Origin of the sequence: Herbaspirillum sp. LeCh32-8, assembly GCF_017814915.1 — a bacterium.
In the GTDB taxonomy this organism is placed as follows: domain Bacteria; phylum Pseudomonadota; class Gammaproteobacteria; order Burkholderiales; family Burkholderiaceae_D; genus Herbaspirillum.
Genome location: NZ_JAGIPZ010000003.1, coordinates 225,214 through 247,558 on the forward strand (window position 1 = coordinate 225,214; position 22,345 = coordinate 247,558).

A 22,345-nucleotide genomic window follows, 5' to 3' on the forward strand; every position below is an offset into this window, starting at 1 on the left:
CTGCCGGGAACGCCATGCGCGATGCTCCAGCATCACGCATGGCGTCTGCCGGTTTTACGGATTCAATTTGCAGGATCGAATGACATGACTTCACCCGCCAACGTGCTGCATTACATCCACGACCCGCTGTGCGGCTGGTGCTACGGCGCGGCGCCGCTGGTGGCGGCCGCGCGCGCGGTGTTGCCGGTGCAGGCGCACGGCGGCGGCATGATGGCCGGCCGCAACCGCCGCCCGGTCAATGCCGAGCTGCGCAACTACGTAATGCCGCACGATCGCCGCATCGCGCAAATGACCGGACAGGTGTTCGGCGATCACTACTTCAACGGCCTGCTGACCGACGCCACGGCGGTATTCGACTCGGCGCCCCCGATCGCCGCCGTGCTGACGGTGCAGGCGCTCAAGGGCGAGGACGCCGGGCTGGACATGCTGGCCGCGATTCAGCGCGCCCACTACCAGGACGGCCGCCGTATCGCCGACCAGGCGACGCTGGCCGAACTGGCGCAATCGCTGGGCGTGGACGCCGAGGCATTTGCGCAGACCATGCGCAAGGTGGAGGAAGACGAGTTGGCGCGTCATATCGACGCCAGCCGTGAGCTGCTGAACTACGTAGGCGGGCGCGGCTTCCCCACCTTCGTCCTGCAACGCGGCGATACGCTGGAGGTGCTCGACACGGGCATGTGGCTAGGGCGACCGGATGAATGGGCCGCGTTCTTGCGGCAGGAAACCGGCGGCGATATCAAGGGCGACAACGGCGCGCCGGTCGCGCAATGCGATATCGACGGCGGCCGTTGCTGATTTGGCCGTATTGCAATGTCGCTGTTCCTGAGAGCGCGGAATCCGGCGACGCTTTTCGTGCATTGACGGGGTTCAACGACGCTGGGTTCCTGCTTTCGCAGGAACGACGCCGAAGAGATAGCTCGAACCTCCTGCGGTGAAGCTCCCCTCCTGCTTGTCGTCCCGGCGAAGGCCGGGACCCAGTGACGTTTGTAGTGCCGCGACGATCGTTGAACGACGCGCGGGTTCCTGCTTTCGCGGGAACAACGCTGAAGAGATAACTCGAACCTCCTGCGGTGAAGCTCGCCTCCTGCTTGTCGTCCCTGCGAACGCAGGGACCCAGTGACGTTTGTCGTGCGCCGACGACCACGGCACAAGGCAAGGAATTACAAAGGCAATCCCAGGGCCTTCAACTGTTCCCGCGTCTGCGCCGCATCCACGTGATGGATGCCGTGCCAGCCCAGCGCCTGAGCCGCTTCAATATTCTTTTTCACATCATCGATAAACACCAGCTCACCCGGCTTCAGGTCAACCAGGTGACGGCGATAACGCGCCAATGCGATCTCATAAATCCGCGCATCCGGCTTGATGCATTTCTCTACGCCGGAGACCACGATGTCCTGGAACACATTGAGGAAATCGTAGTTGTCGCGCGCATAGGGAAATGTCTCGGCCGACCAGTTGGTCAAGCCGAACAGCGGCACCTGCCGGGCGTGCAATTGCTGCAGCAGCGCCACGCCGTCGTCCAGCGGGCCGCGCAGCATTTCCTTCCAGCGATCGTAGAAGGCGCGAATCAGGCTCTCGTGCTGCGGATGCTGCGCCACCAGCGCGGCGGTGCCGTCGGCCAGCGAACGGCCGCCGTCCTGCTGGACGTTCCAGTCGGGGGAGCAGACGTCGGTGAGGAAGTGCAGGCGCTCGGCGTCGTCCGCGATCAGGTGCCGGTAGACATGCAGCGGACTCCAGTCGAACAGGACGCCGCCAAAGTCAAACACGACGGCGCGGATACCGGAGGAGGAGACGGGAATGGTCATGCGTGGCATCCTCAAGAAAATGGGCGTTCCATTCTACTGCCGCGCCACCGGCGTCGCGTGAAGAAGTGTAAGCGCCGGGCGCTCGCTGCAGCTACAGCGAGCGGAAGAACTCGAACAACTCCGGCGCGTCGGCATAGCCGACGTTGAAACGAAAACTCGCCCGCTCCGGCGCGGCCAGGTGGAAGAAGTCGCCGGGCGCGAGCCAGATGCCTTTCTGGCGCGCGCGGTCGGCGATCTCGCGCGCCGACAGGTCGCTGCCTTCCAGCGTGGCCCAAGTGAACATGCCGCCGCGCGCGGCGGTGAACGGCGTCAGCCCGGCTTCGGCCAGCTTGGCGTTGAGGGTGGACTGCGCGTTGAGCAAGGTCGCGTTCAGGGTCTGCACGTGGCGGCGGTGGTGGCCCTCGGTCAGCACGTTGTGCACCAGGCGCTCGTTGATCTCGGAGTTGGTCAGGGTCAACACCATCTTGGTGTGCACGATCTGGCGCGCCAGTTCGCGCTGGCAGGCGACATAGCCGACGCGCAGCGAGGGCGCGATGGTCTTGGAGTAGCTGCCCACGTAGATCACACGTTGCAAACCGTCCAGCGCCGCCAGCATGGGATCGGTGGCCTGGCCCAGCTCGCGGAAGATGTCGTCCTCCACCACCCAGAAACCATGGCGCTCGGCCGCCTGCAGCACGCGCATGGCGCAGGCCGGGGTGTAGGAGGTGCCGGTAGGGTTCTGCAGCACGCTGGTGGTGAAAAACATCTTGGGCTGGTGGGCGCGCGCCAGCGACTCCAGCTGTTCGGTGTCGACCCCGCCGGGGGTGCGCGGCACGCCGATCACGTTCAGCCCGGCCAAGCGCAGCATGGCGATCAGGTTGCAGTAGCCGGGGTCATCGATCATCACGGTGTCGCCGGGCTGGGTCATGGTGCGGATCACCAAATCCAGCGCCTGCGTCGCACCGTGCGTGGTGAGCACCTGGTCGATCGCCACATCCAGCGCCCAGTGACCGAGGAACTGCGCGATCAGCTGGCGCAGCGGCGCATATCCGAAGGGATGGCCGTAGCCGACCTGCTGCGCACCGGGCGAGCGGATGATGCGACGCTCGGCCTGGTGCAGGCCTTCGTCGTTCAACCACTTGCCGGGCAGCCAGCCGCAGCCGGCCTTGATCGGCACGCGTTCGTCGGCAAACATTTCCGACAGCAGCCAGGCCGAGTCGATCATCGGTTCGTGCGGCGTGAATACCGCACGCGCCCCGCCCTGCCCGGCGCGCGCGGCGACGAAGAACCCGGCCCCGCGCCGCGCCAGCAGCATGCCGCGCGCGACCAGTTGCTCGTAGGCCTCGACCACCGTGGAGGCGCCGATGCTGTGGCTCTCGGCCAGCTGTCGCACCGAGGGCAGGCGCTCGCCGGAACGCAGCTCGCCGCGCTCGATCAGCAGCGCCAGGCCATCGGCCACCTGCTCCACCAGCCGGGCGGCGGTATTTCTTTGCAAATCCAGTTGCAGCGGCACGCGCTGGAGCTTGGCCATGGGCATTCCTCTGGGCATATCTAGGCTTGACCGGCTACTTCATTGCCGGCTCGGCGCAAGTGTTTTGTTTTATCTAAAAGTGTATTGCTTGCTGTTCAGGCGTTGGCGCAATCCAGGAAACGCCGACATGCCAGTCGCAATTCCGCAGCACGACGGGCCTCTTCGGGGATTCAGCGGCACCCGTCCCGTAGTTGCTCCACGCCACTGTTCCCGGCGAATGAATCAACACAGTTCACCGCAACAACCAATACAGTTTCAGATCAAATTGAAAAGTGTAGCTAACAATACTGCGACTGTCTGGCAATAATCAAGTCGTTCTCAACTTCGACCACAGATGGTGCGCCCCATGTCCAACACCGAACAGAAAGCCGGCCTCTCCGCTTACTGGATGCCCTACACCGCCAACCGCAATTTCAAGGCCAGCCCGCGCATGCTGGTCTCGGCCGAAGGCATGCATTACCGCGACGACGCCGGCAACGCCATCCTCGACGGCACCGCCGGCCTGTGGTGCGTGCCGCTGGGCCACGCCCATCCCAAGATCGTGTCGGCCGTGCAAAAGTCGGTGGCCACGCTGGACTACGCGCCGTCCTTCCAGCTCGGCCACCCGAGCGCCTTCGAACTGGCCGAGCGCCTCAAGGCCTACACCGGCAACCGCTTCGCCAACGTGTTCTACACCGGCTCGGGTTCGGAGTCGGTGGACACGGCGCTGAAGATCGCGCTGGCCTATCACCGCGCCAAAGGCAATGCCACCCGCACCCGCATGATCGGCCGCGAGCGCGGCTATCACGGCGTGGGCTTCGGCGGCATGTCGGTGGGCGGCATCGGCGGCAACCGCAAGACCTTCAGCCCGCTGCTGCTGCAAGGCGTCGATCACCTGCCGCACACGCACAACCTGGAAAAGAACGCCTTCACCAAGGGCGAGCCGGAATACGGCACGCACCTGGCCGATGAGCTGGAGCGCATCGTGGCCCTGCACGACGCCTCCAACATCGCCGCCGTGATCGTCGAGCCGGTGGCCGGATCGACCGGCGTGCTGGTGCCGCCCAAGGGTTACCTGAAGCGCCTGCGCGAGCTGTGCACCAAGCACGGCATCCTGCTGATCTTCGATGAAGTGATCACCGGCTTCGGCCGCCTGGGCACCCCGTTCGCCTCCGACTACTTCGACGTCGAACCCGACATCTTCACCACCGCCAAGGGCCTGACCAACGGCGTGGTGCCGATGGGCGCGGTGTTCGTGAAGAAGGAGATCCACGACGCCTTCATGAACGGGCCGGACGGCATCGAGCTGTTCCACGGCTACACCTATTCCGGCCACCCGCTGGCCTGCGCCGCCGGCTTGGCCTCGCTGGACGTGTTCCAGCAGGAAGGCGTGCTGGAGCATGCGCAATCGGTGTCGGACTACTTCCAGGACGCCGCCCACGCGCTGCGCGGCTTGCCGCACGTGGTCGACGTGCGCACCATCGGCCTGATCGCCGGCATCGAACTGGCCTCGATCGAAGGCCGCGTCGGCGCGCGCGCCTACGACGCTTTCGTGCGCGCCTTCAACGACGGCATCCTGATCCGCGTGACCGGCGACATCATCGCGCTGTCGCCGCCGCTGATCATCAACAAGCAACAGATCGACGAGCTGTTCGGCAAGCTGGCCGCGATCCTCAAGACGCTGGCCTAAACACATTCGGAGCAACAGGCAACAATGGAAAAAATCACTCACTACATCGGCGGCAAGCGCGTCGCCACCACCAGCGGCCGCTACGCCGACGTCTTCAACCCGGCGCTGGGCGTGCCTGCGGCGCAAGTCGCGCTGGGCACGGCCGATGAGGTCGATGCCGCCGTCAAGTCCGGCGCCGCCGCCTTTGCGGCATGGTCCAACACGCCGCCGCTGACCCGCGCGCGCGTGCTGTTCCGCTTCCTGCACCTGATCCAGCAGCGCGCCGACGACTTCGCCCGCATCATCGTGCGCGAACACGGCAAGACCTTTTCGGATGCGCAAGGCGAAGTCGCGCGCGGTATCGAGATCGTCGAATTCGCCGCCGGCATTCCGCAGATGCTGAAGGGTGAATACACCGACCAGATCGCACGCGGCATCGACGCCTGGTCGATGCGCCAGCCGCTGGGCGTGGTGGCCGGCATCACGCCGTTCAACTTCCCGGCGATGGTGCCGATGTGGATGTTCCCGATCGCGATCGCCTGCGGCAACAGCTTCGTGCTGAAGCCCTCCGAGCGCGACCCTTCGGCTGCGCTGCTGATCGCCGAACTGCTGCAGGAAGCCGGCCTGCCCGACGGCGTGTTCAACGTCATCCAGGGCGACAAGGTCACCGTCGATGCCTTGCTGGACCATCCGCAAGTGAAGGCCATCAGCTTCGTCGGCTCGACCCCGATCGCTGAATACATCTACGCCCGTGGCTCGGCCAAGGGCAAGCGCGTGCAGGCGCTGGGCGGCGCCAAGAACCATATGGTGGTGATGCCCGACGCCGACATGCAGCTGGCGGTCGACGCCCTGATGGGCGCGGCCTTCGGCTCGGCCGGCGAGCGCTGCATGGCGATCTCGGTGGCGGTGGCGGTGGGCGCGGCTGGCGACAAGCTGGTGGAAGCGCTGGCCGAGCGCGCGCGCAGCCTGAAGATCAACGAAGGCAATGTGGCCGGCGCCGAGATGGGCCCGGTGGTCACCGCTGCGGCCAAGGAACGCATCGAAGGCCTGATCGCGCGCGGCGTGGAAGAAGGCGCCAAGCTGGTGGTCGACGGCCGCGGCTACAAGGTGCCGGGCTTCGAGAAAGGTTTCTTCGTCGGCGGCACGCTGTTCGACCACGTTACGCCCGAGATGACGGTGTACAAGGAAGAGATCTTCGGCCCCGTGCTGTGTGTGCTGCGCGCGCCCGACATCGCCAGCGCGGTGGAACTGATCAACGCCCATGAATACGGCAACGGCGTGGCGGTCTACACCCGCGACGGCGGCGTGGCGCGCGAGTTCGTGCGCCAGATCGAAGTCGGCATGGTCGGCGTGAACGTGCCGCTGCCGGTGCCGATGGCTTTCTCCAGCTTCGGCGGCTGGAAGCGCAGCCTGTTCGGCGACCATCACATGTACGGACCGGAGGGCGTGCGCTTCTACACCCGGGCCAAGGCAGTGATGCAGCGCTGGCCCAACACTGCCAGTGCAGGCGCGGAATTCGCGTTCCCGCAGATGAAATGATGTGACGAAAACCGGCATGAACTCTTCATGCCGGTTTTCATTTTCCGGCACGCAAAATCGTTGCCGGTTGTTGGTGCAGCAAGGGCCAGCGTATGGTGCATGTGCAGGCGGATAAAAGAAAAAACGCACCGCAATGTCGATGAAAATTTTTGTGCGCACAGAGAGAGGAAAACAAGCACAATCAGGTTTCGCTTTTTGAGCGGATGCGCATGCCGGAGGCGTCTCGCAGGATGGGATGAATCCAGGCAAGCGCAGTGCAGGAGCAGCAATAAAAAATGCCTGCATGCGGATCGGCGGGAACACGTCGGCGGCATGAAGAGCAGGCAAAAAAGTTCGGAGACAAAGTCATACCCAGTGGCCAGGAGGAGCCCACATGATCGTTCGCATCATGCCCGGCGACATGCGGCGGCTTTATACGCCGACCGGCATCGCTCTCCAGCGGCAATCACGTCGTTTTCCGTCTGAACGGAACGCGGCGCGTTCGTGTTTTCCCCGGCTTATCCGTGTCTTCCCGACGGAGGGTTGCGCTCGTCCACGCGCTTGAATATTCCGTTCGCCCGCATCGCATCGTCGATGCCTTGGGCATGGAATTTGCGTTGAACACCGTTGAAGTTTTCGTAGATGTCACCTGTCGTTTTTAATCCTGAGGGAGATGTGAATATGATCAGTCGTCGCGATTTTCTGAAGCTGTCCGCACTTGCCGCGCCGGGCGCGCTAACTTTCAACGATGTGTTCGCGCAAGCCGACGCAATCTCCTTCGGCTGTCCGGTGCCGATGTCGGGCCCCTTCGCCGCCAACGGCAAGTTCGCCGACATGGGCATGAAGCTGGTGCTGCAAAAATACGGCAAGGTGCTGGGCAAGAACACCAGCTACGTGACCCTGGACACCGAAGGCAAACCGGCCACCGCCGTGCGCAAGATGCAGGAGACCATCGAGAAGGGCACGCGCTTCTTCGCCGGCGGCATCCTCTCCGGCGAAGCGCTGGCCATGGGCAAGGAAGCCGACAAGGCCGGCAGCATCTTCATCACCACCGCCGGCGCCGATGAAATCACCGGCAGCGACTGCAACCGCGCCACCTTCCGCTGGTCGGTGCCGACCTTCGGCGCCATCGAGCAGACCGTGCGCCCGCTGCTGGAAAAGATGCCCAACGCCAAGCGCTGGTACACCATCACCCCGCAGTACGTGTTCGGCGAAGGCCTGTTGAGCGCCGCCAAGAACATCTTCAAGGAAAAGGGCGTCGAACACGTCGGCAACAGCTATCACTCGCTGACCGAGAAGGAATTCTCCGGCTACCTGACCAACGCCATGGCGGCCAAGCCGGACGTGCTGCTGCTGCTGAACTTCGGTTCGCAGTCGTCGGACACGCTGCGCCAGGCGGTCAGCTTCGGCATGAAGAACAACTGTACGATCCTGATGGCCTGGGCCTCGGGCCTGGAACAGTTCGAAACGCTGGGCGCGGATATCTGCGACGGCGTCTACTTCGGCGCGCAATACTGGCACGCGATCGACTCGCCGTTCAACAAGGAGTTCGTCAAGCTGGTCAACGACACGCTGAAGATCGATCCCAACTACAGCCTGGCCGGCTCCTACATCTGCACCAAGATCATGCTGGACGCCATCATCAAGGCCAACAGCACCGATCCCAAGGCCGTCATTGCGACCATGGAAGGCATGAAATACGAAGGCCTGACCGGCACCGAGGAAATCCGCAAGGGCGACCACCAGGTCATCAAGAACTATTACCTGCTCAAGGGCAAGGCAAAGTCGAAGATGGCCAACAAGAACGACTATGCGGACATCGTGTCGTCGGGCAAGTCGTTCCTGCCGTTGGACAAGACCATGTGCAAACTGTAAGCAAGCGGTAGCCACTTCCGTCGTCCCTGCGAAAGCAGGGACCCAGCGTCGTTGAACGGCTGTCGAGCCACAACGAACGTTGAACGCCACTGGGTTCCCGCCTGCGCGGGAACGACGGGCAAGTGGCGGAAGCAACGGCGGAGGACGACGTAGCCGCCTCTTCCTCTGCAAACCCAAGCACTTCCGTATCGAGGTCTCATGAATATCTATCTGCTGCAGATCGCCAACGGCGTCGGCATCGGCATGCTCTACTTCCTGCTGGCGGTGGGCCTGTCCATCGTGTTCGGGCTGCTGCGCTTCGTCAATTTCTCACACGGCGCCTTCTTCCTGCTGGGCGCCTACCTGTGCTTCCAGATCGTCGACATGGGCATCAGCTTCTGGTGGTCGCTGCTGGTGGCGCCGGTGATCGTCGGCCTGTTCGCCTGGGTGGTGGAGCGCTTCGTGCTGCGCCATGTGTATGCGCTGCCGCACCACTTTCATATTCTCTTCACCGTCGGCCTGGCGCTGGTGCTGCAGGAGGCGGTGATCTCCGCCTGGGGCCCGCTGGGCAACAACGTCTCGCCACCCGATCTGCTGCAGGGCGTGGTGATGGCCGGCGGCTTCGTCTATCCCAAGTACCGGCTGTTCGTGATCGGCCTGACTGCGGTGATGGCGGTGATCCTGTGGTGGGTGCTGGAAGGCACGCGCCTGGGCTCGATCGTGCGCGCCGGCAGCGAATCCACCGAGATGGTGTCGTTGCTGGGCCTGAACATCAACCGCATCTTCAGCCTGGTGTTCGCGCTGGGCGCAGCCACCGCCGGCCTGGCCGGCGCGCTGGCCGCGCCGATCCGCGGCGCCGATCCGTTCATGGGCGTGGAAGCGCTGGGCATCGCCTTCGTGGTGGTGGTGGTGGGCGGCCTGGGCAGCTTCTGGGGCGCGCTGATCGGCGGCATCCTGGTGGGCATCGTGCAAAGCGTGATGAGCACGGTGTGGTCCGAGGGCGCGCACCTGATGATCTACGTCGCCATGGCCGCAGTCATGCTGCTGCGCCCCAACGGCCTCCTGGGCCGACCCGGCGCGGCGTGAAGGAAGGAACAGACACATGAAACATATCGCGCATTTCCGCTATACCCTGCTGGCCGCCGCGGTCGCGCTGCTGTTGCCGCTGTGCGTGGGCTCCGGCACGCTGGCCACCGAGGTGCTGGTGTTCGCGCTGGCCGCGCTGGGCTGCAACCTGCTGCTGGGTTACACCGGACTGATGTCGTTCGGCCAGGGCATCTTCTTCGGCGTGGGCAGCTATACCGCCGGCGTGGTGCTGCTGCAGCTGAAGCTGCCGCTGTTGCCCACGCTGGTCCTGGCCGCCGCCGGCGGCGCGGTGGCGGCGCTGCTGGTGGGCTGGTTCTCGATCCGCCAGCGCGGCACCTACTTCGTGATGCTGACGCTGGCCTTTGCCCAGATGTTCTACTTCCTGGCCTACACCCTGAAGGACGTCACCGGCGGCGACAACGGCCTGCTGGACATCCCGCGCCCGCCGCTGTCGGTGTTCGGCGCGACGCTGCTGCCGACCACGTCCTCCTGGCAGTACTACACGGTGGTGGCGATCCTGTTCGTGCTGGTGTTCTGGCTGCTGCAGCGGGTGGTGGATTCAGTGCTGGGCCGCACCCTGCTGGCGGTGCGCGACAACGAGGCGCGCGCCTCGGCGCTGGGCTATGACATCCGCCTGCTCAAACTCGCCGCCTTCGTGATCTCGGGCGCGGTCACCGGTCTTGCCGGCGGCCTGCACGCGATGATGACCGGCGTGGCGCCGCTGTCCAACATCGAGTATCACACCAGCGAGTCGATCCTGATCATGACCGTCATCGGCGGCACCGGCAACCTGTTCGCCTCAGTGCTGGGCGCATCGTTCTACGTGCTGGCCGGCAACTGGCTGTCGACGCTTTGGCCGCGCTGGCTGATGCTGCTGGGCTTCCTGCTGATCGCGGTGAGCCTATACATGCAGAAGGGCCTGTTCGGCCTGGCGGTCAAACTGATGACGCTGCTGCGTCCGGCCAAAGCGCAAGCCTCCGATGAGGCCCCCAAGATCAACGCCAAGGAGAAGCATTCATGAGCGCGCCCATCCTGCAGGCGGTGAACGTGACCAAGCGCTACGGCAAGTTCACCGCCGTCAACAGCATCACGCTGGACATCCTGCCCGGCACCGTGCATTCGGTGATCGGCCCCAACGGCGCCGGCAAGACCACGCTGTTCCACACGCTGACCGGCACCGTGCCAATCACCGAGGGCAGCATCCGGGTCGAGGGCGAGGAAGTGGCCCACCTGCCCGGTTACAAGCGCGTGCAGAAAGGCCTGGCGCGCTCGTTCCAGGTGACCAGCCTGTTCCCCAACCTGTCGGTGCGAGAGAACCTGCGCCTGGCCGCGCAGGGCCGCGAACCGCTGGCGGCGTTGAACCCGTGGCGGCGCGCCGAACAGATGCACACCGCCTGCGAGCTGGCCGATGAGCTGATCGCCCGGCTGTCGCTGCACAACGTGGCCTTGCGGCCCTCGTCGGAACTCTCACACGGCCAGCAGCGTCGGCTGGAGGTAGGCATGGCGATGGCCGGCCAGCCCAAGGTGATCTTCCTCGACGAGCCGACCTCGGGCATGGGCATCGACGACATCGCCGACATGAAGCGCCTGATCCACAGCCTGCGCGAGGACTACACCGTCGTGCTGATCGAGCACAACATGGACATCGTGATGGACATCTCCGACCGCATCACCGTCATGCAGCTGGGCCAGATCCTGGCGCAAGGCAAACCCGACGAGATTCGCAATGACGAACGCGTGCGCCGCGCCTATCTCGGCAGCATGATTACCGGAGGCCGAGCATGATCCTGCAAGTGGAAGACGTTCACGGCTACTATGGCAAGAGCCACATCCTGCAGGGCGTGTCGCTGCAGGTGGATACCGGCGAAGTGGTGACGCTGCTGGGCCGCAACGGCGCCGGCAAGACCACCACGTTGAAGAGCATCGTCGGCGTGGTGCCGCCGGCGCAGGGGCGCGTGCTGTTCGAGGGCCAGCAGGTCAGCGGCCTGCCGCCGCACAAGATCGCCGCGCGCGGCGTGTGCCTGGTGCCCGAGCATCGCGGCATCTTCAAGCTGCTCACCGTCGAGGAGAACCTCAACATGGCCGCCCGCAAGGAGTCCGCTTGGGGCCTGGAAGATGTGTACAAGATTTTTCCGCGCCTCAAGGAGCGCCGCAAGAACGGCGGCGGCCAGCTCTCCGGCGGCGAGCAGCAGATGCTGGCGATTGCGCGCGCGCTGATGACGCATCCGCGCGTGATGATGCTGGACGAACCGGTGGAAGGCCTGGCTCCGGTGATCGTCGACGAGATCGTGGCGCAGATCAAGCTGATCAAGGCCACCGGGATGTCCATCATCCTGGTGGAACAGAACCTGGAAGTGTGCACCCAACTGGCCGACCGCCACTACATCGTGGAGCAGGGACGCATCGTCTACAGCGGCAGCAATGCCGAATTCCTGGCCGACGATGGTGTCAAGGACCGCTACCTGGGCGTGAACCTGGCCGCATGACAGAACCCGAATGGAAGGAACAACAATGGACATGAACACCAAAGCAGCCGCCTTGCGCATCGACGGCGAGCGCCTGTGGAATTCGCTGATGGAGCTGGGCAAGATCGGCGGCACCGCCAAGGGCGGCGTATGCCGCCTGGCGCTGACCGACCTCGACAAGCAGGGCCGCGACCTGGTCACTTCCTGGGCCAGGGCCGAAGGCATGAACGTGGTGGTCGACCAGATCGGCAACATCTTCATGCGCCGGCCCGGACGCAACAACGAGCTGCCGCCGGTGATGACCGGCTCGCACATCGATACCCAACCGACCGGCGGCAAGTTCGACGGCAACTACGGCGTGCTGTCCGGCATCGAGGTGATCCGCACGCTGAACCGGCACAACATCCAGACCGAGGCGCCGATCGAGGTGGCGGTTTGGACCAATGAAGAAGGCTCGCGCTTCGTGCCGGTGATGATGGGTTCGGGCGTGTTCTGCGGCGCCTTCACGCTGGAGCACGCGTACAACGCCACCGATGTCGACGGCAAGAAGGTGAAGGACGAGCTGGCGCGCATCGGCTACATCGGCGAACAGAAATGCGGCGACCATCCCATCGGCGCCTACTACGAAGCGCACATCGAACAGGGGCCGGTGCTGGAGAATGCCGACACCGTGATCGGCGTGGTGCCGGCGGTGCTGGGCCTGTCGTGGTACGACTGCACGGTGACCGGTTTCGAGTCGCACGCAGGGCCGACGCCGATGGAAATCCGCAAGGACGCGCTGCAGGTGTCCACCTACATCATGCAGGAGGTGGTGGCCATCGCCAATCGCTATCCGCCTTACGGCCGCGGCACGGTGGGCCAGGTTCAGGTGATGCCCAACAGCCGCAACGTGATTCCGGGTCAGGTGAAGTTCTCGATCGACCTGCGCAACGTCAGCGACGAATCGCTCAACCGCATGCACGAGGACCTGCTGGCTTACCTGGAGGCGATGCGCCACAAGACCGGCCTCTCGATCGAGCTGGAGCGCGTATCCTACTTCCCGCCCTGCCCTTTCCATCCGGATTGCGTGGACAACGTGCGCGGCGCCGCCGGCGCGCTGGGCTACAAGACCATGGACGTGGTCTCCGGCGCCGGCCACGACGCCATCTACGCCGCGCGCCTGGCGCCGGCCGGCATGATCTTCGTGCCGTGCAAGGACGGCGTGTCCCACAATGAAATCGAAGACGCCAAGCCGGAACACCTGGAAGCCGGCTGCAACGTGCTGCTGCAGGCCATGCTGGCGAGCGCCGGTGTTGTGAACGAATAAAGGAATGCAATGAAGATAGTGATCGCCCGCATGAATCACGAGACCAATACCTTCTCGCCGATTCCCACTCCGCTTGAAGCCTTCGCCCCGCAATGGGACGAGGCTGCATACAAAGACCAGAAAGGCGCGCGCACCGCCATGGGCGCCTTCCTCGACATCGCCGAAGGCATGGGCGCCGCGATCGTCACGCCGCTGGCGGCCTGGGCCAACCCCAGCGCGGCGGTAGCCGCCGACGCCTACACCGTGATGTGCGACGGCATCGTGCGCGCCATCGAGCAGGGTTGCGACGCCATCATGCTCGACCTGCACGGCGCCATGGTCGCCGAGAACGCCGACGACGGCGAAGGCGCGCTGCTGGAGCGTATCCGCAAGATCGCGCCCGACACGCCGATGACGGTGGCGCTGGACCTGCACGGCAACGTCACGCAAAAGATGGTGGACAACGCCGACATCATCGTCAGCTTCAAGACCTATCCGCACATCGACATGTATGAAACCGGCGAACATGCCGGCCGCCTGCTGGTCGACCTGCTGGCGCAGAAATCCAAGCCGCTGGTGGCCTGGCGCCAGGTGCCGCTGCTGTCGGCCACGCTGACCAGCAACACCTCGGCCTCGGCCATGCAGCGCGCGGTGGAAGCGGCCAAGGAGGCGGAGAAGCAGGATGGCGTGCTGGCGGTGTCGGTGCTGGCGGGCTTCCCGCTCTCGGACTTCCGCGACGCCGGCATGTCGGTGGTGGTGGTGACCGAGAACGACAACATCCTGGCCGCCGCCGTGGCCGAAAAGATCGCGCGCCAGATCTGGACCGAGCGCGACGACTTCGTCTACGACAGCCTGCCGACCAAAGAATCGCTGGCCCAGGCCAAGCTGCGCAGCATGGGCGCCGGCAGCGGCCCGGTGCTGTTGCTGGACCACAGCGACAATGTGATGTCGGGCGGCACCTGCAACACCATGGATGTGCTGGAGTCGGCGCTGGAGGCGGGCCTGGACGGCATCGCCGTGGGCCCCATCAGCGACCCGGAGGCGGTGGCGCACATGGTGGAGGCGGGGCTGGGCGCCACCGTCACGCTGGCGGTGGGCAACAAGGTGCAACTGACGCAACAGGGCATCAGCAAGGTGCCGCCGCTGCTGACCGGGCGCGTCGCGGCGATCACCGACGGCAAGTTCACCGTGACCGGCCCGATCTACACCGGCTCGACCATCCACATGGGCCGCAGCGTGCTGCTCGACACCGGCCGCGCGAAGATCGTCGTGACCGAGGAGCGGGTCGAACCCTATGACCTGGGCGTATTCACCAGCCTGGGCCTGGATCCGGCCAAGGAGTCCTTCCTGATCCTGAAGTCGCGCATGTATTGCCGCCCGGTGTTCGTGCCGATCAGTCGCGGGCTGGTGGAGTGCGACTCCGACAGCGGCGGGCCGACCAGCGCCAACCTGAAGCTGTTCCCGATCAAGAAGGTGCGCCGCCCGGTCTACCCGCTGGATGCGGACATGGCGTGGTAGGCAGGCGCTGTACGTAACACGCCGGACATTCCGGCGCGGATCGCCGCCCTCGCTGCACGGCGGCGGCGATCCGAAAACCACAATAACGGAGACACGCGCATGAGCGCCGACCATTCAGCCCACCACGCAGGGCGGGCCAAGCTGTTGCTGCTGTTGCTGGGCATCGTGTGGGGCCTGAACTGGCCGGCGGTGAAGACGGCGCTGTCGCAGCTTTCGCCGTGGGCCTTGCGCAGCATTGGCCTGAGCGCCGCGGCCGCGACGGTGTTTGCGCTGGGCCTGGCGCGCGGGCGCAACATGAAGGTGCGCTCCGGCCGCGACCGCTTGCATGTGGCGGTGGCCGGCGTGCTCAACATTGCCGCCTTCAACATCCTGCTGACCTTCGCCCAGTTGGGCGCGGCCACCTCGCGCGTGGCCATCATCACCTATTCCATGCCGCTGTGGGCCACCCTGTTCGCGCGCTTCGCGCTGGGCGAGCGGCTTGATCGCATGCGCGCCGCGGGCTTGTTGCTGGGCGCTTGCGGACTGGCGGTGCTGCTGGCCCCGCTGGCCGCGGGCGGCCTGCCGCCGGGCATCCTGCTGGCGCTGGCGGCGGCGCTGTCATGGGCGGCCGGCACCATCTACAGCAAGTGGGCGCGCATCGCCGCCGAGCCGCTGGCCGTGGCTGCTTGGCAATTGCTGACCGGGGCGCTGGTGGCGCTGACCGGCTTGCTGAGCTTCGAGGGCATGCCGCACTGGCCGCAATGGAGCGCGCTGCACGTGGAGGTGCTGCTGGCGGTGGCCTATCACATCGTGTTCGCCATGGCGCTGGGTTACATGCTGTGGTTCAACATCATCAACAACCTGCCGGTCGGCGTGGCGACGCTGGGCACGCTGCTGGTGCCGGTGGTGGGCGTCACCGGCGCCGTGCTGCTGCTGGGCGAGCGCCCCGGCCTGTCGGACCTGGCCGGCTTCGCGCTGATCTTTTGCGCCGCGCTGTGCGTGCTGTTGCCGCGCAGCATCCCGGTGCGCAGCGAACCGGGCTGAAGTCGGCGTACGCCAATACAACACCCATCGCCCTACGGCCCGTTTGCCGGAACGCAAAGCGCACTTGCTGTGTTAGGCTGGACTGGCGACATTGATATTGTTTATATCAATGCCGCGATAACGACAATACGCGCGACCAGCCCGCCGCAACATCAACAACAAACAAGCAGCGGCGCCACGACAAAGGGAGACGGAGATGAAGAACCTCAAGATAGGTGTACGCCTGGGCATCGGTTTTGTTTCCTTGCTGGGCCTGATGGCCATCATGGTCGGTATCGCGGTGTGGCGCCTGGAAGACATCGGCGACGCCACCGACGACATGGTAAAGGTGGCGCTCAAGAAGGAGCGCGACGCCGTGCAGTGGCATGCCACCATCAAGGAAAACGGGGTGCGCACCTTCGCCGTGATGAAGAGCGACGACGACGCCTTCCAGCAATACTTCCAGAAGCAGATCGACACCGAGTCGGGCAAGATCAACCAGCTGCAAAAGCGCGTCGAGGCCGCCATCGCCGATCCTGAAGAGAAGCGCCTGTTCGACGAAGTCGGCAAGCTGCGCGCGGTCTATCGCGACACCCGGCAAAAGATCTTCGACATGAAGAAAGCCGGCGACATCGCGCAGGCGCGCGAGATGACCGACACCACGCTGGTGAAGATGATGGATGCCTACGCTGACGGCGTACTGCGCTATGCCGACTTCCAGAAAAAATTCATCGACGACGCCGCCACCAGCATCGACAACAATTACCGTTCCGGCCGCAGCATGCTGATCGCACTGGGCCTGATCGAACTGGCGCTGGGAGCCGTGCTGGCCTGGCTGCTCACGCGCAGCATCACGCGCCCGCTGAACCAGGCGCTGACCATTGCCGAGACCGTGGCCGCGGGCGACCTCACCTCGCACATCACCACCGATGCGCGCGACGAAACCGGCAAGCTGCTGGCGGCGCTGCGCACCATGAACGGCAACCTGCTCGACATCGTGGGCCGTGTGCGCAGCGGCACCGACACCATCAGCAACGCCTCGCGCGAGATCGCCAGCGGCAACCTCGACCTCTCGGCCCGCACCGAGCAACAGGCAGGCTCGCTGGAAGAAACCGCCTCGGCCATGGAGCAGCTGACCTCGACCGTCAAGCAGAACGCCGACAACGCGCGTCAGGCCAACCAGCTGGCGACGTCAGCCTCCGAGATTGCGATCCAGGGCGGCGACGTGGTAGGCCAGGTGGTGCAGACCATGGGCGCGATCCATGCCTCGTCGCAAAAGATCGCCGACATCATCGGCGTGATCGACGGCATCGCCTTCCAGACCAACATCCTGGCCCTGAACGCGGCGGTCGAAGCCGCCCGCGCCGGCGAGCAAGGCCGCGGCTTCGCGGTGGTGGCCTCGGAAGTGCGCACGCTGGCGCAGCGCTCGGCCGCAGCGGCCAAGGAGATCAAACAGCTGATCGACGATTCGGTGGAAAAGGTCGGCGATGGCAGCCGCCTGGTGGCCAAGGCCGGCGACACCATGAATGAAGTGGTCACCAGCGTGGCGCGCGTGACCGACATCGTGCGCGAGATCACCGCCGCCAGCAGCGAGCAGAGCGACGGCATCGAACAGGTCAACCTGGCCATCACCCACATCGATGAGGCCACGCAGCAGAACGCCGCGCTGGTGGAGGAAGCGGCGGCCGCCGCCAAGTCCATGCAGGATCAGGCGGCGGCGCTGTCGCAGGCGGTCAGCGTGTTCCGCCTGGAAGGCGGCGCGGTGGTTGCATCAGGTGCGACGGGTGCGCCCACGCTGGCGGCCACGCAGGGCAGCTGACGGCGCGCAGACGGCTTTGCCCGCGGCAGATCAGCGCGGCACGTCGCCTTCCACCGTGGTGCGGTAGAGCGTGCGGCGCAGGTGCTGCGGGGTGATGGCGGCGTAGTGCTGGGTGCTGCGGTTGTCCCAGAACACCATATCGTGCGGCTGCCACTTGTGGGTGTAGACGTTCGCGGGGCGGGTGATGTGGGCATGCAGCTCGCGCAGCAACGCATCGCTCTCGTCGCGGGGGATGCCGACGATGTGCGAGGTAAAGCCTTCGCTGACGAACAGGATCTTGCGCCCGCTCTCCGGATGGGTGGTGATCACCGGATGCTCCACCGGCGGCACCTCGTCGATCTGCTTTTGCGTCAGCTCCGGACGCCACGGCGACAACTTGCGCAAACGCTCGTAGCGGTAGACATAGGAGTGCACCGCGCGCTTGCCTTCCAGCAGCCGCTTCACCTCGGCCGGCAGCGTGTCATAGGCGTCGGCGGTATTGGCGTAGAGCGTGTCGCCGCGCTCGGCCGGCAGCTCCTGCGAATGCAGCAGCGCGCCCAGGCTGGGGCGAGGCATATAGGACAGGTCCGAATGCCAGTCGGCGCCGGCGTCGACCAGGCCGATCGGCTTGCCGTCTTCCACCACATTGGACACGATCAGGATCTCGGGATGGCCCTGCAGGTGGAAGCGGTTCAGCACATGCACCTGCAGCGGACCGAAGCGGCGGCTGAAGTCGATGTGCTGTTCGGGTGTGATGCGCTGGTCGCGAAACACCACCACGCCGTGCTGCACGAAGGCCGCGCGGATGCTGCGCAGCGCTTCGTCGGAAACCGCCAGATCGAGGTCGAGCCCGATGACCTCGGCGCCCAGCGGGCCGTCGAACGGACGAATTTCAAATGACTGGCGCGCCTGCCGTGCCGAAGCTGCGCGTTGCGTGGTCTCCAGGGTCTCTACCGACATATCTGCTCCTGTGCGTGCATGCATGGCTGTCTTGAGCCCATGCGTACAGGCCAGCCAGCGAAAAACATCCATTACACTCCCGCCGCCTCATGCGAACAACGAACAAGAACGCATATCCATATGCGTTCTTCGTTGCAACCCGGGGCGATAAAATACGCGCATGCCCAAACCCACCGCAGACAAGAAACCCGCCGGCGGCGCCCGCAACGCAGCGCGCGCGCTGCCGCCCCGGCCCGCCTGGAGCGGCCTGTCCGACGTCGAGCTCGCCGCCCGGAAACTTGCCAAGGAACAAAGGGACGCGCAGGTGCGCGGCGTCGGCTCGATCAACGACATGCGCGAGGCCATCAAGACGGCCAGCCGCAAGCTGCCCATGATCACCGAGGTGCCGCGCCTGGGCCAGCTCAGCGCTGCGGCCTTTCGCGCGCGCGCCGCGCAAGGCCTGCCCTTCGTCATCACCGGGCTGGTCGGCAAGTGGCCGCTGTCGTCGCTGACGCTGCCTACCCTGCGCGAGCACTTCGGCCAACTCGCGGTGCGCGCGCGCACCGGCGACTACATCAACACCGCCTTCGCCCCGGACCGCGCGATGCAGGACATGTCGCTGCTGCAATACCTCGACCTGGCCAATGCGGCGGCCGACGCCGGCGCCCTGCCGCCCTACCTCGGCAACCTTGAGCTGCGCGAACTCAATGCCCTGTGCCACTGGCCGACCTGGTTCGACAAGATGGGCCCGCCGCGCTTCTGGATCGGCCCCGCCGGCACCGTCACGCCGCTGCACTGCGACTACGACGACAACATCTTCGCGCAGATCTGGGGCCGCAAGCGCATCTGGCTGGCGCCGCCGCACCATGACGAATTCCTCTACCCCAGGGAAGCCAACGCCATCCTGTTCGGCTCGCCCTTCGATCCCGGGCAGCCGGACTTCGACAACTTCCCGCTGGCGCGCCACGCAGCGATCACGGTATGCGACATGCAAGCCGGCGAGCTGCTGTACCTGCCGGCAGGCTGGTACCACCAGGTCAAGTCGATGAGCTTCTCGCTCTCGGCCAACCGCTGGGCGAGGGCGACGCCGCTGCTCCTGGGGGCGGGGCAAGGCATGTAAGGGCGCTGCCATGAAACCCGCGCAGCATGCGCCCACACACCCATCAATGGCCGCGCAATGCGCTGGCGATGATGGGTGGAGTGACTCAACGAAAGACGGACACCGCTCACGGGCGCGTTCGAATACGATCAGCAGCCAGCTTCAAGCGTGATGTACACGCGCAAAGGCCACCTGTACAACGCCACCGGCAGCGAGGATTTCTCAGGTGAGCCCTTCCCGTTCAAGGAACAACAAGAGTTCATGCAGCGCGAAGAGCTGAAGGAGTTTTTCAGCGCGTGCTTCAACGCTGCCGATTGAGCGTGCGCGCCTTGCGCCGGAAACATTGATTTTGCGACGCCGCCCGCGGTCGGCTGTCGCACCCCGGTGACGGGCAAGGTAGCGGTGGTATGCTCTCGCTACCCAATACAACCGGCAGAAAAAGCGATGAGCAAGGTTCTGAGCGTGAGTCTGTATGCAGACAGGGCTCACATTGAAGTACAAGTCGAGGCGCGCAAGGGCGGCCATTTCGCGCTGACGCTTAGCGTCAACGGCAAGGACATGATCGGCCCCATGGATGGATTCGCCACACCGCATGAAGCGCTGGACTACGCGCTGGTGCATTACACCGGATACCCGCTGACCGGCGTCTACGTCGAAGGCGGAAAGGGCGCGCTGGATGCCGGCGTGGCCAATGATTTCATCCAGAGCCTGGAAAGCAAGGGCCTGAGGGCGTTCCACAAGTTCCTGCAGCAGCTGGAAGCGCAATACGGCATTGCGCCGGCGCTTGAAGGCGAGTACCGGACGGCGCACACGCGCTGGGTCAGCAAAGGCAGTTTGTTCGACGCCGCCGTGGCCATCAACAAGCTGCGCAACAGCCCCAGGCGGTAAGCCTGCCGCTGCAGTTGCCGGGCATATCCGCGTTCGACTGATCGCGGACGTCCCGGACAACGCCCTCTCCCCTCTATCCCTTGCTGGCCCCGAACGTCAGGCCGGCCACGAACTGCTTCTGCATCACGAAGAACAGCAGCACCGACGGCAGGGCCGCCAGAATGGAGCCGGCCGAGACCAGGTTCCAGGCGGTGGTCCATTGGCCGCGCAATGCGGCTACGCCGACGGTGATGGGGGCGACGTCATCGCCCTGGGTCAGGCACAGGGCCCAGAAGTAGTCATTCCACACGAAGGTGAACACCAGTACCGCCAGCGCCGCCAGCGCGGGGCGGATCAGCGGCAGCACGATGCGGTAGAACACGGTCCATTCGCCGGCGCCCTCGATGCGCGCGGCCTCGATCATCTCAAAGGGCAGCTGCTTGATGAAGTTGCGCAGGAACAGCGTGCAAAATCCGGTCTGCATGGCGATGTGGAACAGCATCATCCCGGTGATGGTGTTGAACAGGCCCAGCGACAGCGAAAGGTCGCGCACCGGGATCATCAGGATCTGCTGCGGCACGAAGTTGCAGGCCACGAAGGTGGCGAACAGCAGCGTGTTGCCGCGGAACTTGTAGGTCGACAGCGCGAAGCCGGCCATGGCCGCCAGCGCGATGGCGCCGATCACCGAGGGGATGGTGATGAGGCAGCTGTTCCAGAAGTAGTGCAGCATCGGTGAGGCGGTCAACGCTTCGCGGTAATTCTCCAGCATCGCGAAGTCCTGCGGCCAGCCCCAGTAATTGCCCGCCATCAGCTCGTCGTTGGAGCGCACCGAGGTGACCAGCGCGGTCAGCATCGGCAGCAGCCACACCAGCAGCGCCAGCGGCAGGGTCAGCTGGTAGAACAGGCGATTGAGCGGCTTCCACTTTTCTATCGGCATGGGAAACATGGTGCTCTCCTAGCTTTCGGTACGCAGCATGCGGCGCAGTTGGTAGACGATATAGACCAGCATGATGGCGAACAGCGTCACCGCGATCGCCGCCGAGTAGCCTTGCCGGTAATACTTGATGGCCTGGTCGTAGGCGTAATAGGCCAACACGGTCGAACTCTCGTAGGGGCCGCCGCTGCTCATCACCGAGATCAGGTCGAAGCTGCGCAGCGCACCGATGATGCTGACCACGAAGGCCATGAAGGTGGTCGGCCGCAGCTGCGGCAGGATCACGTAGCGCAGCATGCTCCAGCCCTTGGCGCCTTCCATGCGCGCGGCCTCGACCTGGTCGTTGTTGATGGCGGTCAGGCCGGTGAGGTAGAGGATCATGCAGTAGGCGGTCTGCGGCCACAGCGCGGCGAAGATGATGCCGAAGGTGGCGTAGCGGGCGTCACCCAGCACCGGGATGCCCTGCCCCAGCAGCAGCGAGAGCAGGCCGAAGCTGGGATCGTAGAACCAGCTGAAGATGAGGCCGACCACCACCCCGGAGAGCACGAAAGGCGCGAAGAACAGCGCCTTGACCACGCGCATGCCGCGCACCTTCTGGTTCAGGTAGAGCGCGATGGCCAGGCCCATGGGCGGGGCCAGCAGGAACATCAGCAGCCAGGCGAGGTTGTTCTTGAGGGCGGTATAGAAGGTCGGCGCGTGCAGCAGCTCGATGTAGTTGCCCAGGCCGATGAACCGGGGCGCGGTCATGCCGTCCCAGTTGAAGAAGCTGAGGTAGATGGTGTACGCGATCGGATAGAGCACGTAGACCAGCGTCATCACGCAGGCCGGCGCCAGGAACCACAGCGCGGCCCGGTTGCGGCGCGCGGCTGCGCGGCGCGGCGGCGCGGCGGCCGGCGCGCTCGGCTCGGCGGCGCGTTCAGAATGAATGGCGGGCGTCTGTACCAGCATATCGATGCACTCCCGTGTTGCGTGTTGCTGCATGAAGACGGAGCCGCGGCGGAGGCGAACTCGCCTTGC

20 protein-coding genes are annotated in these 22,345 nt (G+C 65.0%); 15 read left to right on the top strand and 5 right to left on the bottom strand.

Annotated features, from left to right (window positions below):
* Nucleotides 1-84 precede the first annotated feature (84 nt).
* On the top strand, nucleotides 85-795 hold the full coding sequence (locus tag J8I26_RS08755) for a DsbA family protein (RefSeq protein ID WP_209606172.1): 711 nt from the start codon (nucleotides 85-87) through the stop codon (nucleotides 793-795).
* A gap of 365 nt (nucleotides 796-1,160) precedes the next feature.
* Here J8I26_RS08755 and J8I26_RS08760 read toward each other — a convergent pair whose 3' ends face one another.
* Both J8I26_RS08760 and J8I26_RS08765 read right to left on the bottom strand, forming a co-directional pair.
* On the bottom strand, nucleotides 1,161-1,805 hold the full coding sequence (locus tag J8I26_RS08760) for an HAD family phosphatase (protein ID WP_209606174.1): 645 nt from the start codon (nucleotides 1,803-1,805) through the stop codon (nucleotides 1,161-1,163).
* A gap of 91 nt (nucleotides 1,806-1,896) precedes the next feature.
* Nucleotides 1,897-3,315 carry a PLP-dependent aminotransferase family protein gene (locus J8I26_RS08765; RefSeq protein ID WP_209606176.1) on the bottom strand — a complete coding sequence of 473 codons (1,419 nt, stop codon included), beginning with the start codon at nucleotides 3,313-3,315 and terminating at the stop codon, nucleotides 1,897-1,899.
* Between the two features lie 346 nt (nucleotides 3,316-3,661).
* Here J8I26_RS08765 and J8I26_RS08770 point away from each other — a divergent pair, with 346 nt between their 5' ends.
* The 11 genes from J8I26_RS08770 to J8I26_RS08820 all read left to right on the top strand — a co-directional run bounded on the left by J8I26_RS08770 (nucleotide 3,662) and on the right by J8I26_RS08820 (nucleotide 17,510).
* Complete coding sequence (locus tag J8I26_RS08770) at nucleotides 3,662-4,984, top strand: aspartate aminotransferase family protein (protein WP_209606178.1); 1,323 nt, start codon at nucleotides 3,662-3,664, stop codon at nucleotides 4,982-4,984.
* Between the two features lie 24 nt (nucleotides 4,985-5,008).
* The gene (locus tag J8I26_RS08775; RefSeq protein ID WP_209606181.1) at nucleotides 5,009-6,502 is read left to right on the top strand and encodes a CoA-acylating methylmalonate-semialdehyde dehydrogenase; all 1,494 of its coding nucleotides are present in this window, start codon (nucleotides 5,009-5,011) and stop codon (nucleotides 6,500-6,502) included.
* Between the two features lie 660 nt (nucleotides 6,503-7,162).
* Entirely contained in the window at nucleotides 7,163-8,356 is a 1,194-nt protein-coding gene (locus J8I26_RS08780) for an ABC transporter substrate-binding protein (RefSeq protein WP_209606183.1), read from the top strand.
* Between the two features lie 198 nt (nucleotides 8,357-8,554).
* A complete protein-coding gene (locus J8I26_RS08785; protein WP_209606185.1) occupies nucleotides 8,555-9,421 on the top strand; it encodes a branched-chain amino acid ABC transporter permease in 867 nt (288 codons plus the stop codon).
* Nucleotides 9,422-9,437: 16 nt separating this feature from the next.
* On the top strand, nucleotides 9,438-10,442 hold the full coding sequence (locus tag J8I26_RS08790; protein WP_209606187.1) for a branched-chain amino acid ABC transporter permease: 1,005 nt from the start codon (nucleotides 9,438-9,440) through the stop codon (nucleotides 10,440-10,442).
* Nucleotides 10,439-11,206, top strand: coding sequence for an ABC transporter ATP-binding protein (locus J8I26_RS08795; protein WP_209606189.1), 768 nt, complete (start codon nucleotides 10,439-10,441; stop codon nucleotides 11,204-11,206). The genes J8I26_RS08790 and J8I26_RS08795 overlap by 4 nt, the downstream gene beginning before the upstream one ends.
* The gene (locus J8I26_RS08800; RefSeq protein ID WP_209606192.1) at nucleotides 11,203-11,907 is read left to right on the top strand and encodes an ABC transporter ATP-binding protein; all 705 of its coding nucleotides are present in this window, start codon (nucleotides 11,203-11,205) and stop codon (nucleotides 11,905-11,907) included. Before J8I26_RS08795 ends, J8I26_RS08800 begins: the two co-directional genes overlap by 4 nt.
* Before the next feature lie 25 nt (nucleotides 11,908-11,932).
* Nucleotides 11,933-13,192: a Zn-dependent hydrolase gene (locus J8I26_RS08805; RefSeq protein ID WP_209606194.1), complete on the top strand. Its 1,260-nt coding sequence runs from the start codon at nucleotides 11,933-11,935 to the stop codon at nucleotides 13,190-13,192.
* Nucleotides 13,193-13,201: 9 nt separating this feature from the next.
* The gene (locus J8I26_RS08810; protein WP_209606196.1) at nucleotides 13,202-14,689 is read left to right on the top strand and encodes a M81 family metallopeptidase; all 1,488 of its coding nucleotides are present in this window, start codon (nucleotides 13,202-13,204) and stop codon (nucleotides 14,687-14,689) included.
* Nucleotides 14,690-14,788: 99 nt separating this feature from the next.
* A complete protein-coding gene (locus J8I26_RS08815) occupies nucleotides 14,789-15,712 on the top strand; it encodes an EamA family transporter (RefSeq protein WP_209606198.1) in 924 nt (307 codons plus the stop codon).
* A gap of 196 nt (nucleotides 15,713-15,908) precedes the next feature.
* Nucleotides 15,909-17,510 carry a methyl-accepting chemotaxis protein gene (locus J8I26_RS08820; RefSeq protein WP_209606199.1) on the top strand — a complete coding sequence of 534 codons (1,602 nt, stop codon included), beginning with the start codon at nucleotides 15,909-15,911 and terminating at the stop codon, nucleotides 17,508-17,510.
* A gap of 30 nt (nucleotides 17,511-17,540) precedes the next feature.
* Here the strand turns inward: J8I26_RS08820 and J8I26_RS08825 are convergent, their stop codons facing one another.
* Complete coding sequence (locus J8I26_RS08825) at nucleotides 17,541-18,449, bottom strand: TauD/TfdA family dioxygenase (protein WP_209606201.1); 909 nt, start codon at nucleotides 18,447-18,449, stop codon at nucleotides 17,541-17,543.
* A gap of 160 nt (nucleotides 18,450-18,609) precedes the next feature.
* Here J8I26_RS08825 and J8I26_RS08830 point away from each other — a divergent pair, with 160 nt between their 5' ends.
* The 3 genes from J8I26_RS08830 (at nucleotide 18,610) to J8I26_RS08840 (ending at nucleotide 20,415) form a co-directional block, all read left to right on the top strand.
* Complete coding sequence (locus J8I26_RS08830; protein WP_209606203.1) at nucleotides 18,610-19,548, top strand: cupin-like domain-containing protein; 939 nt, start codon at nucleotides 18,610-18,612, stop codon at nucleotides 19,546-19,548.
* Nucleotides 19,549-19,698: 150 nt separating this feature from the next.
* A complete protein-coding gene (locus J8I26_RS08835) occupies nucleotides 19,699-19,845 on the top strand; it encodes a hypothetical protein (protein ID WP_209606205.1) in 147 nt (48 codons plus the stop codon).
* Between the two features lie 126 nt (nucleotides 19,846-19,971).
* Nucleotides 19,972-20,415, top strand: coding sequence for a hypothetical protein (locus tag J8I26_RS08840; RefSeq protein WP_209606207.1), 444 nt, complete (start codon nucleotides 19,972-19,974; stop codon nucleotides 20,413-20,415).
* Nucleotides 20,416-20,488: 73 nt separating this feature from the next.
* Here the strand turns inward: J8I26_RS08840 and J8I26_RS08845 are convergent, their stop codons facing one another.
* Complete coding sequence (locus J8I26_RS08845) at nucleotides 20,489-21,340, bottom strand: carbohydrate ABC transporter permease (protein ID WP_209606209.1); 852 nt, start codon at nucleotides 21,338-21,340, stop codon at nucleotides 20,489-20,491.
* Between the two features lie 9 nt (nucleotides 21,341-21,349).
* Nucleotides 21,350-22,276 carry a sugar ABC transporter permease gene (locus J8I26_RS08850; RefSeq protein ID WP_209606211.1) on the bottom strand — a complete coding sequence of 309 codons (927 nt, stop codon included), beginning with the start codon at nucleotides 22,274-22,276 and terminating at the stop codon, nucleotides 21,350-21,352.
* Nucleotides 22,277-22,345: the final 69 nt, after the last annotated feature.

Coding starts and splice junctions, on each gene's coding strand:
- J8I26_RS08755 (WP_209606172.1), top strand. CDS start 85: ATGACTTCACCCGCCAACGTGCTGCATTACATCCACGACCCGCTGTGC.
- J8I26_RS08760 (WP_209606174.1), bottom strand. CDS start 1,805: ATGACCATTCCCGTCTCCTCCTCCGGTATCCGCGCCGTCGTGTTTGAC.
- J8I26_RS08765 (WP_209606176.1), bottom strand. CDS start 3,315: ATGGCCAAGCTCCAGCGCGTGCCGCTGCAACTGGATTTGCAAAGAAAT.
- J8I26_RS08770 (WP_209606178.1), top strand. CDS start 3,662: ATGTCCAACACCGAACAGAAAGCCGGCCTCTCCGCTTACTGGATGCCC.
- J8I26_RS08775 (WP_209606181.1), top strand. CDS start 5,009: ATGGAAAAAATCACTCACTACATCGGCGGCAAGCGCGTCGCCACCACC.
- J8I26_RS08780 (WP_209606183.1), top strand. CDS start 7,163: ATGATCAGTCGTCGCGATTTTCTGAAGCTGTCCGCACTTGCCGCGCCG.
- J8I26_RS08785 (WP_209606185.1), top strand. CDS start 8,555: ATGAATATCTATCTGCTGCAGATCGCCAACGGCGTCGGCATCGGCATG.
- J8I26_RS08790 (WP_209606187.1), top strand. CDS start 9,438: ATGAAACATATCGCGCATTTCCGCTATACCCTGCTGGCCGCCGCGGTC.
- J8I26_RS08795 (WP_209606189.1), top strand. CDS start 10,439: ATGAGCGCGCCCATCCTGCAGGCGGTGAACGTGACCAAGCGCTACGGC.
- J8I26_RS08800 (WP_209606192.1), top strand. CDS start 11,203: ATGATCCTGCAAGTGGAAGACGTTCACGGCTACTATGGCAAGAGCCAC.
- J8I26_RS08805 (WP_209606194.1), top strand. CDS start 11,933: ATGGACATGAACACCAAAGCAGCCGCCTTGCGCATCGACGGCGAGCGC.
- J8I26_RS08810 (WP_209606196.1), top strand. CDS start 13,202: ATGAAGATAGTGATCGCCCGCATGAATCACGAGACCAATACCTTCTCG.
- J8I26_RS08815 (WP_209606198.1), top strand. CDS start 14,789: ATGAGCGCCGACCATTCAGCCCACCACGCAGGGCGGGCCAAGCTGTTG.
- J8I26_RS08820 (WP_209606199.1), top strand. CDS start 15,909: ATGAAGAACCTCAAGATAGGTGTACGCCTGGGCATCGGTTTTGTTTCC.
- J8I26_RS08825 (WP_209606201.1), bottom strand. CDS start 18,449: ATGTCGGTAGAGACCCTGGAGACCACGCAACGCGCAGCTTCGGCACGG.
- J8I26_RS08830 (WP_209606203.1), top strand. CDS start 18,610: ATGCCCAAACCCACCGCAGACAAGAAACCCGCCGGCGGCGCCCGCAAC.
- J8I26_RS08835 (WP_209606205.1), top strand. CDS start 19,699: ATGTACACGCGCAAAGGCCACCTGTACAACGCCACCGGCAGCGAGGAT.
- J8I26_RS08840 (WP_209606207.1), top strand. CDS start 19,972: ATGAGCAAGGTTCTGAGCGTGAGTCTGTATGCAGACAGGGCTCACATT.
- J8I26_RS08845 (WP_209606209.1), bottom strand. CDS start 21,340: ATGTTTCCCATGCCGATAGAAAAGTGGAAGCCGCTCAATCGCCTGTTC.
- J8I26_RS08850 (WP_209606211.1), bottom strand. CDS start 22,276: ATGCTGGTACAGACGCCCGCCATTCATTCTGAACGCGCCGCCGAGCCG.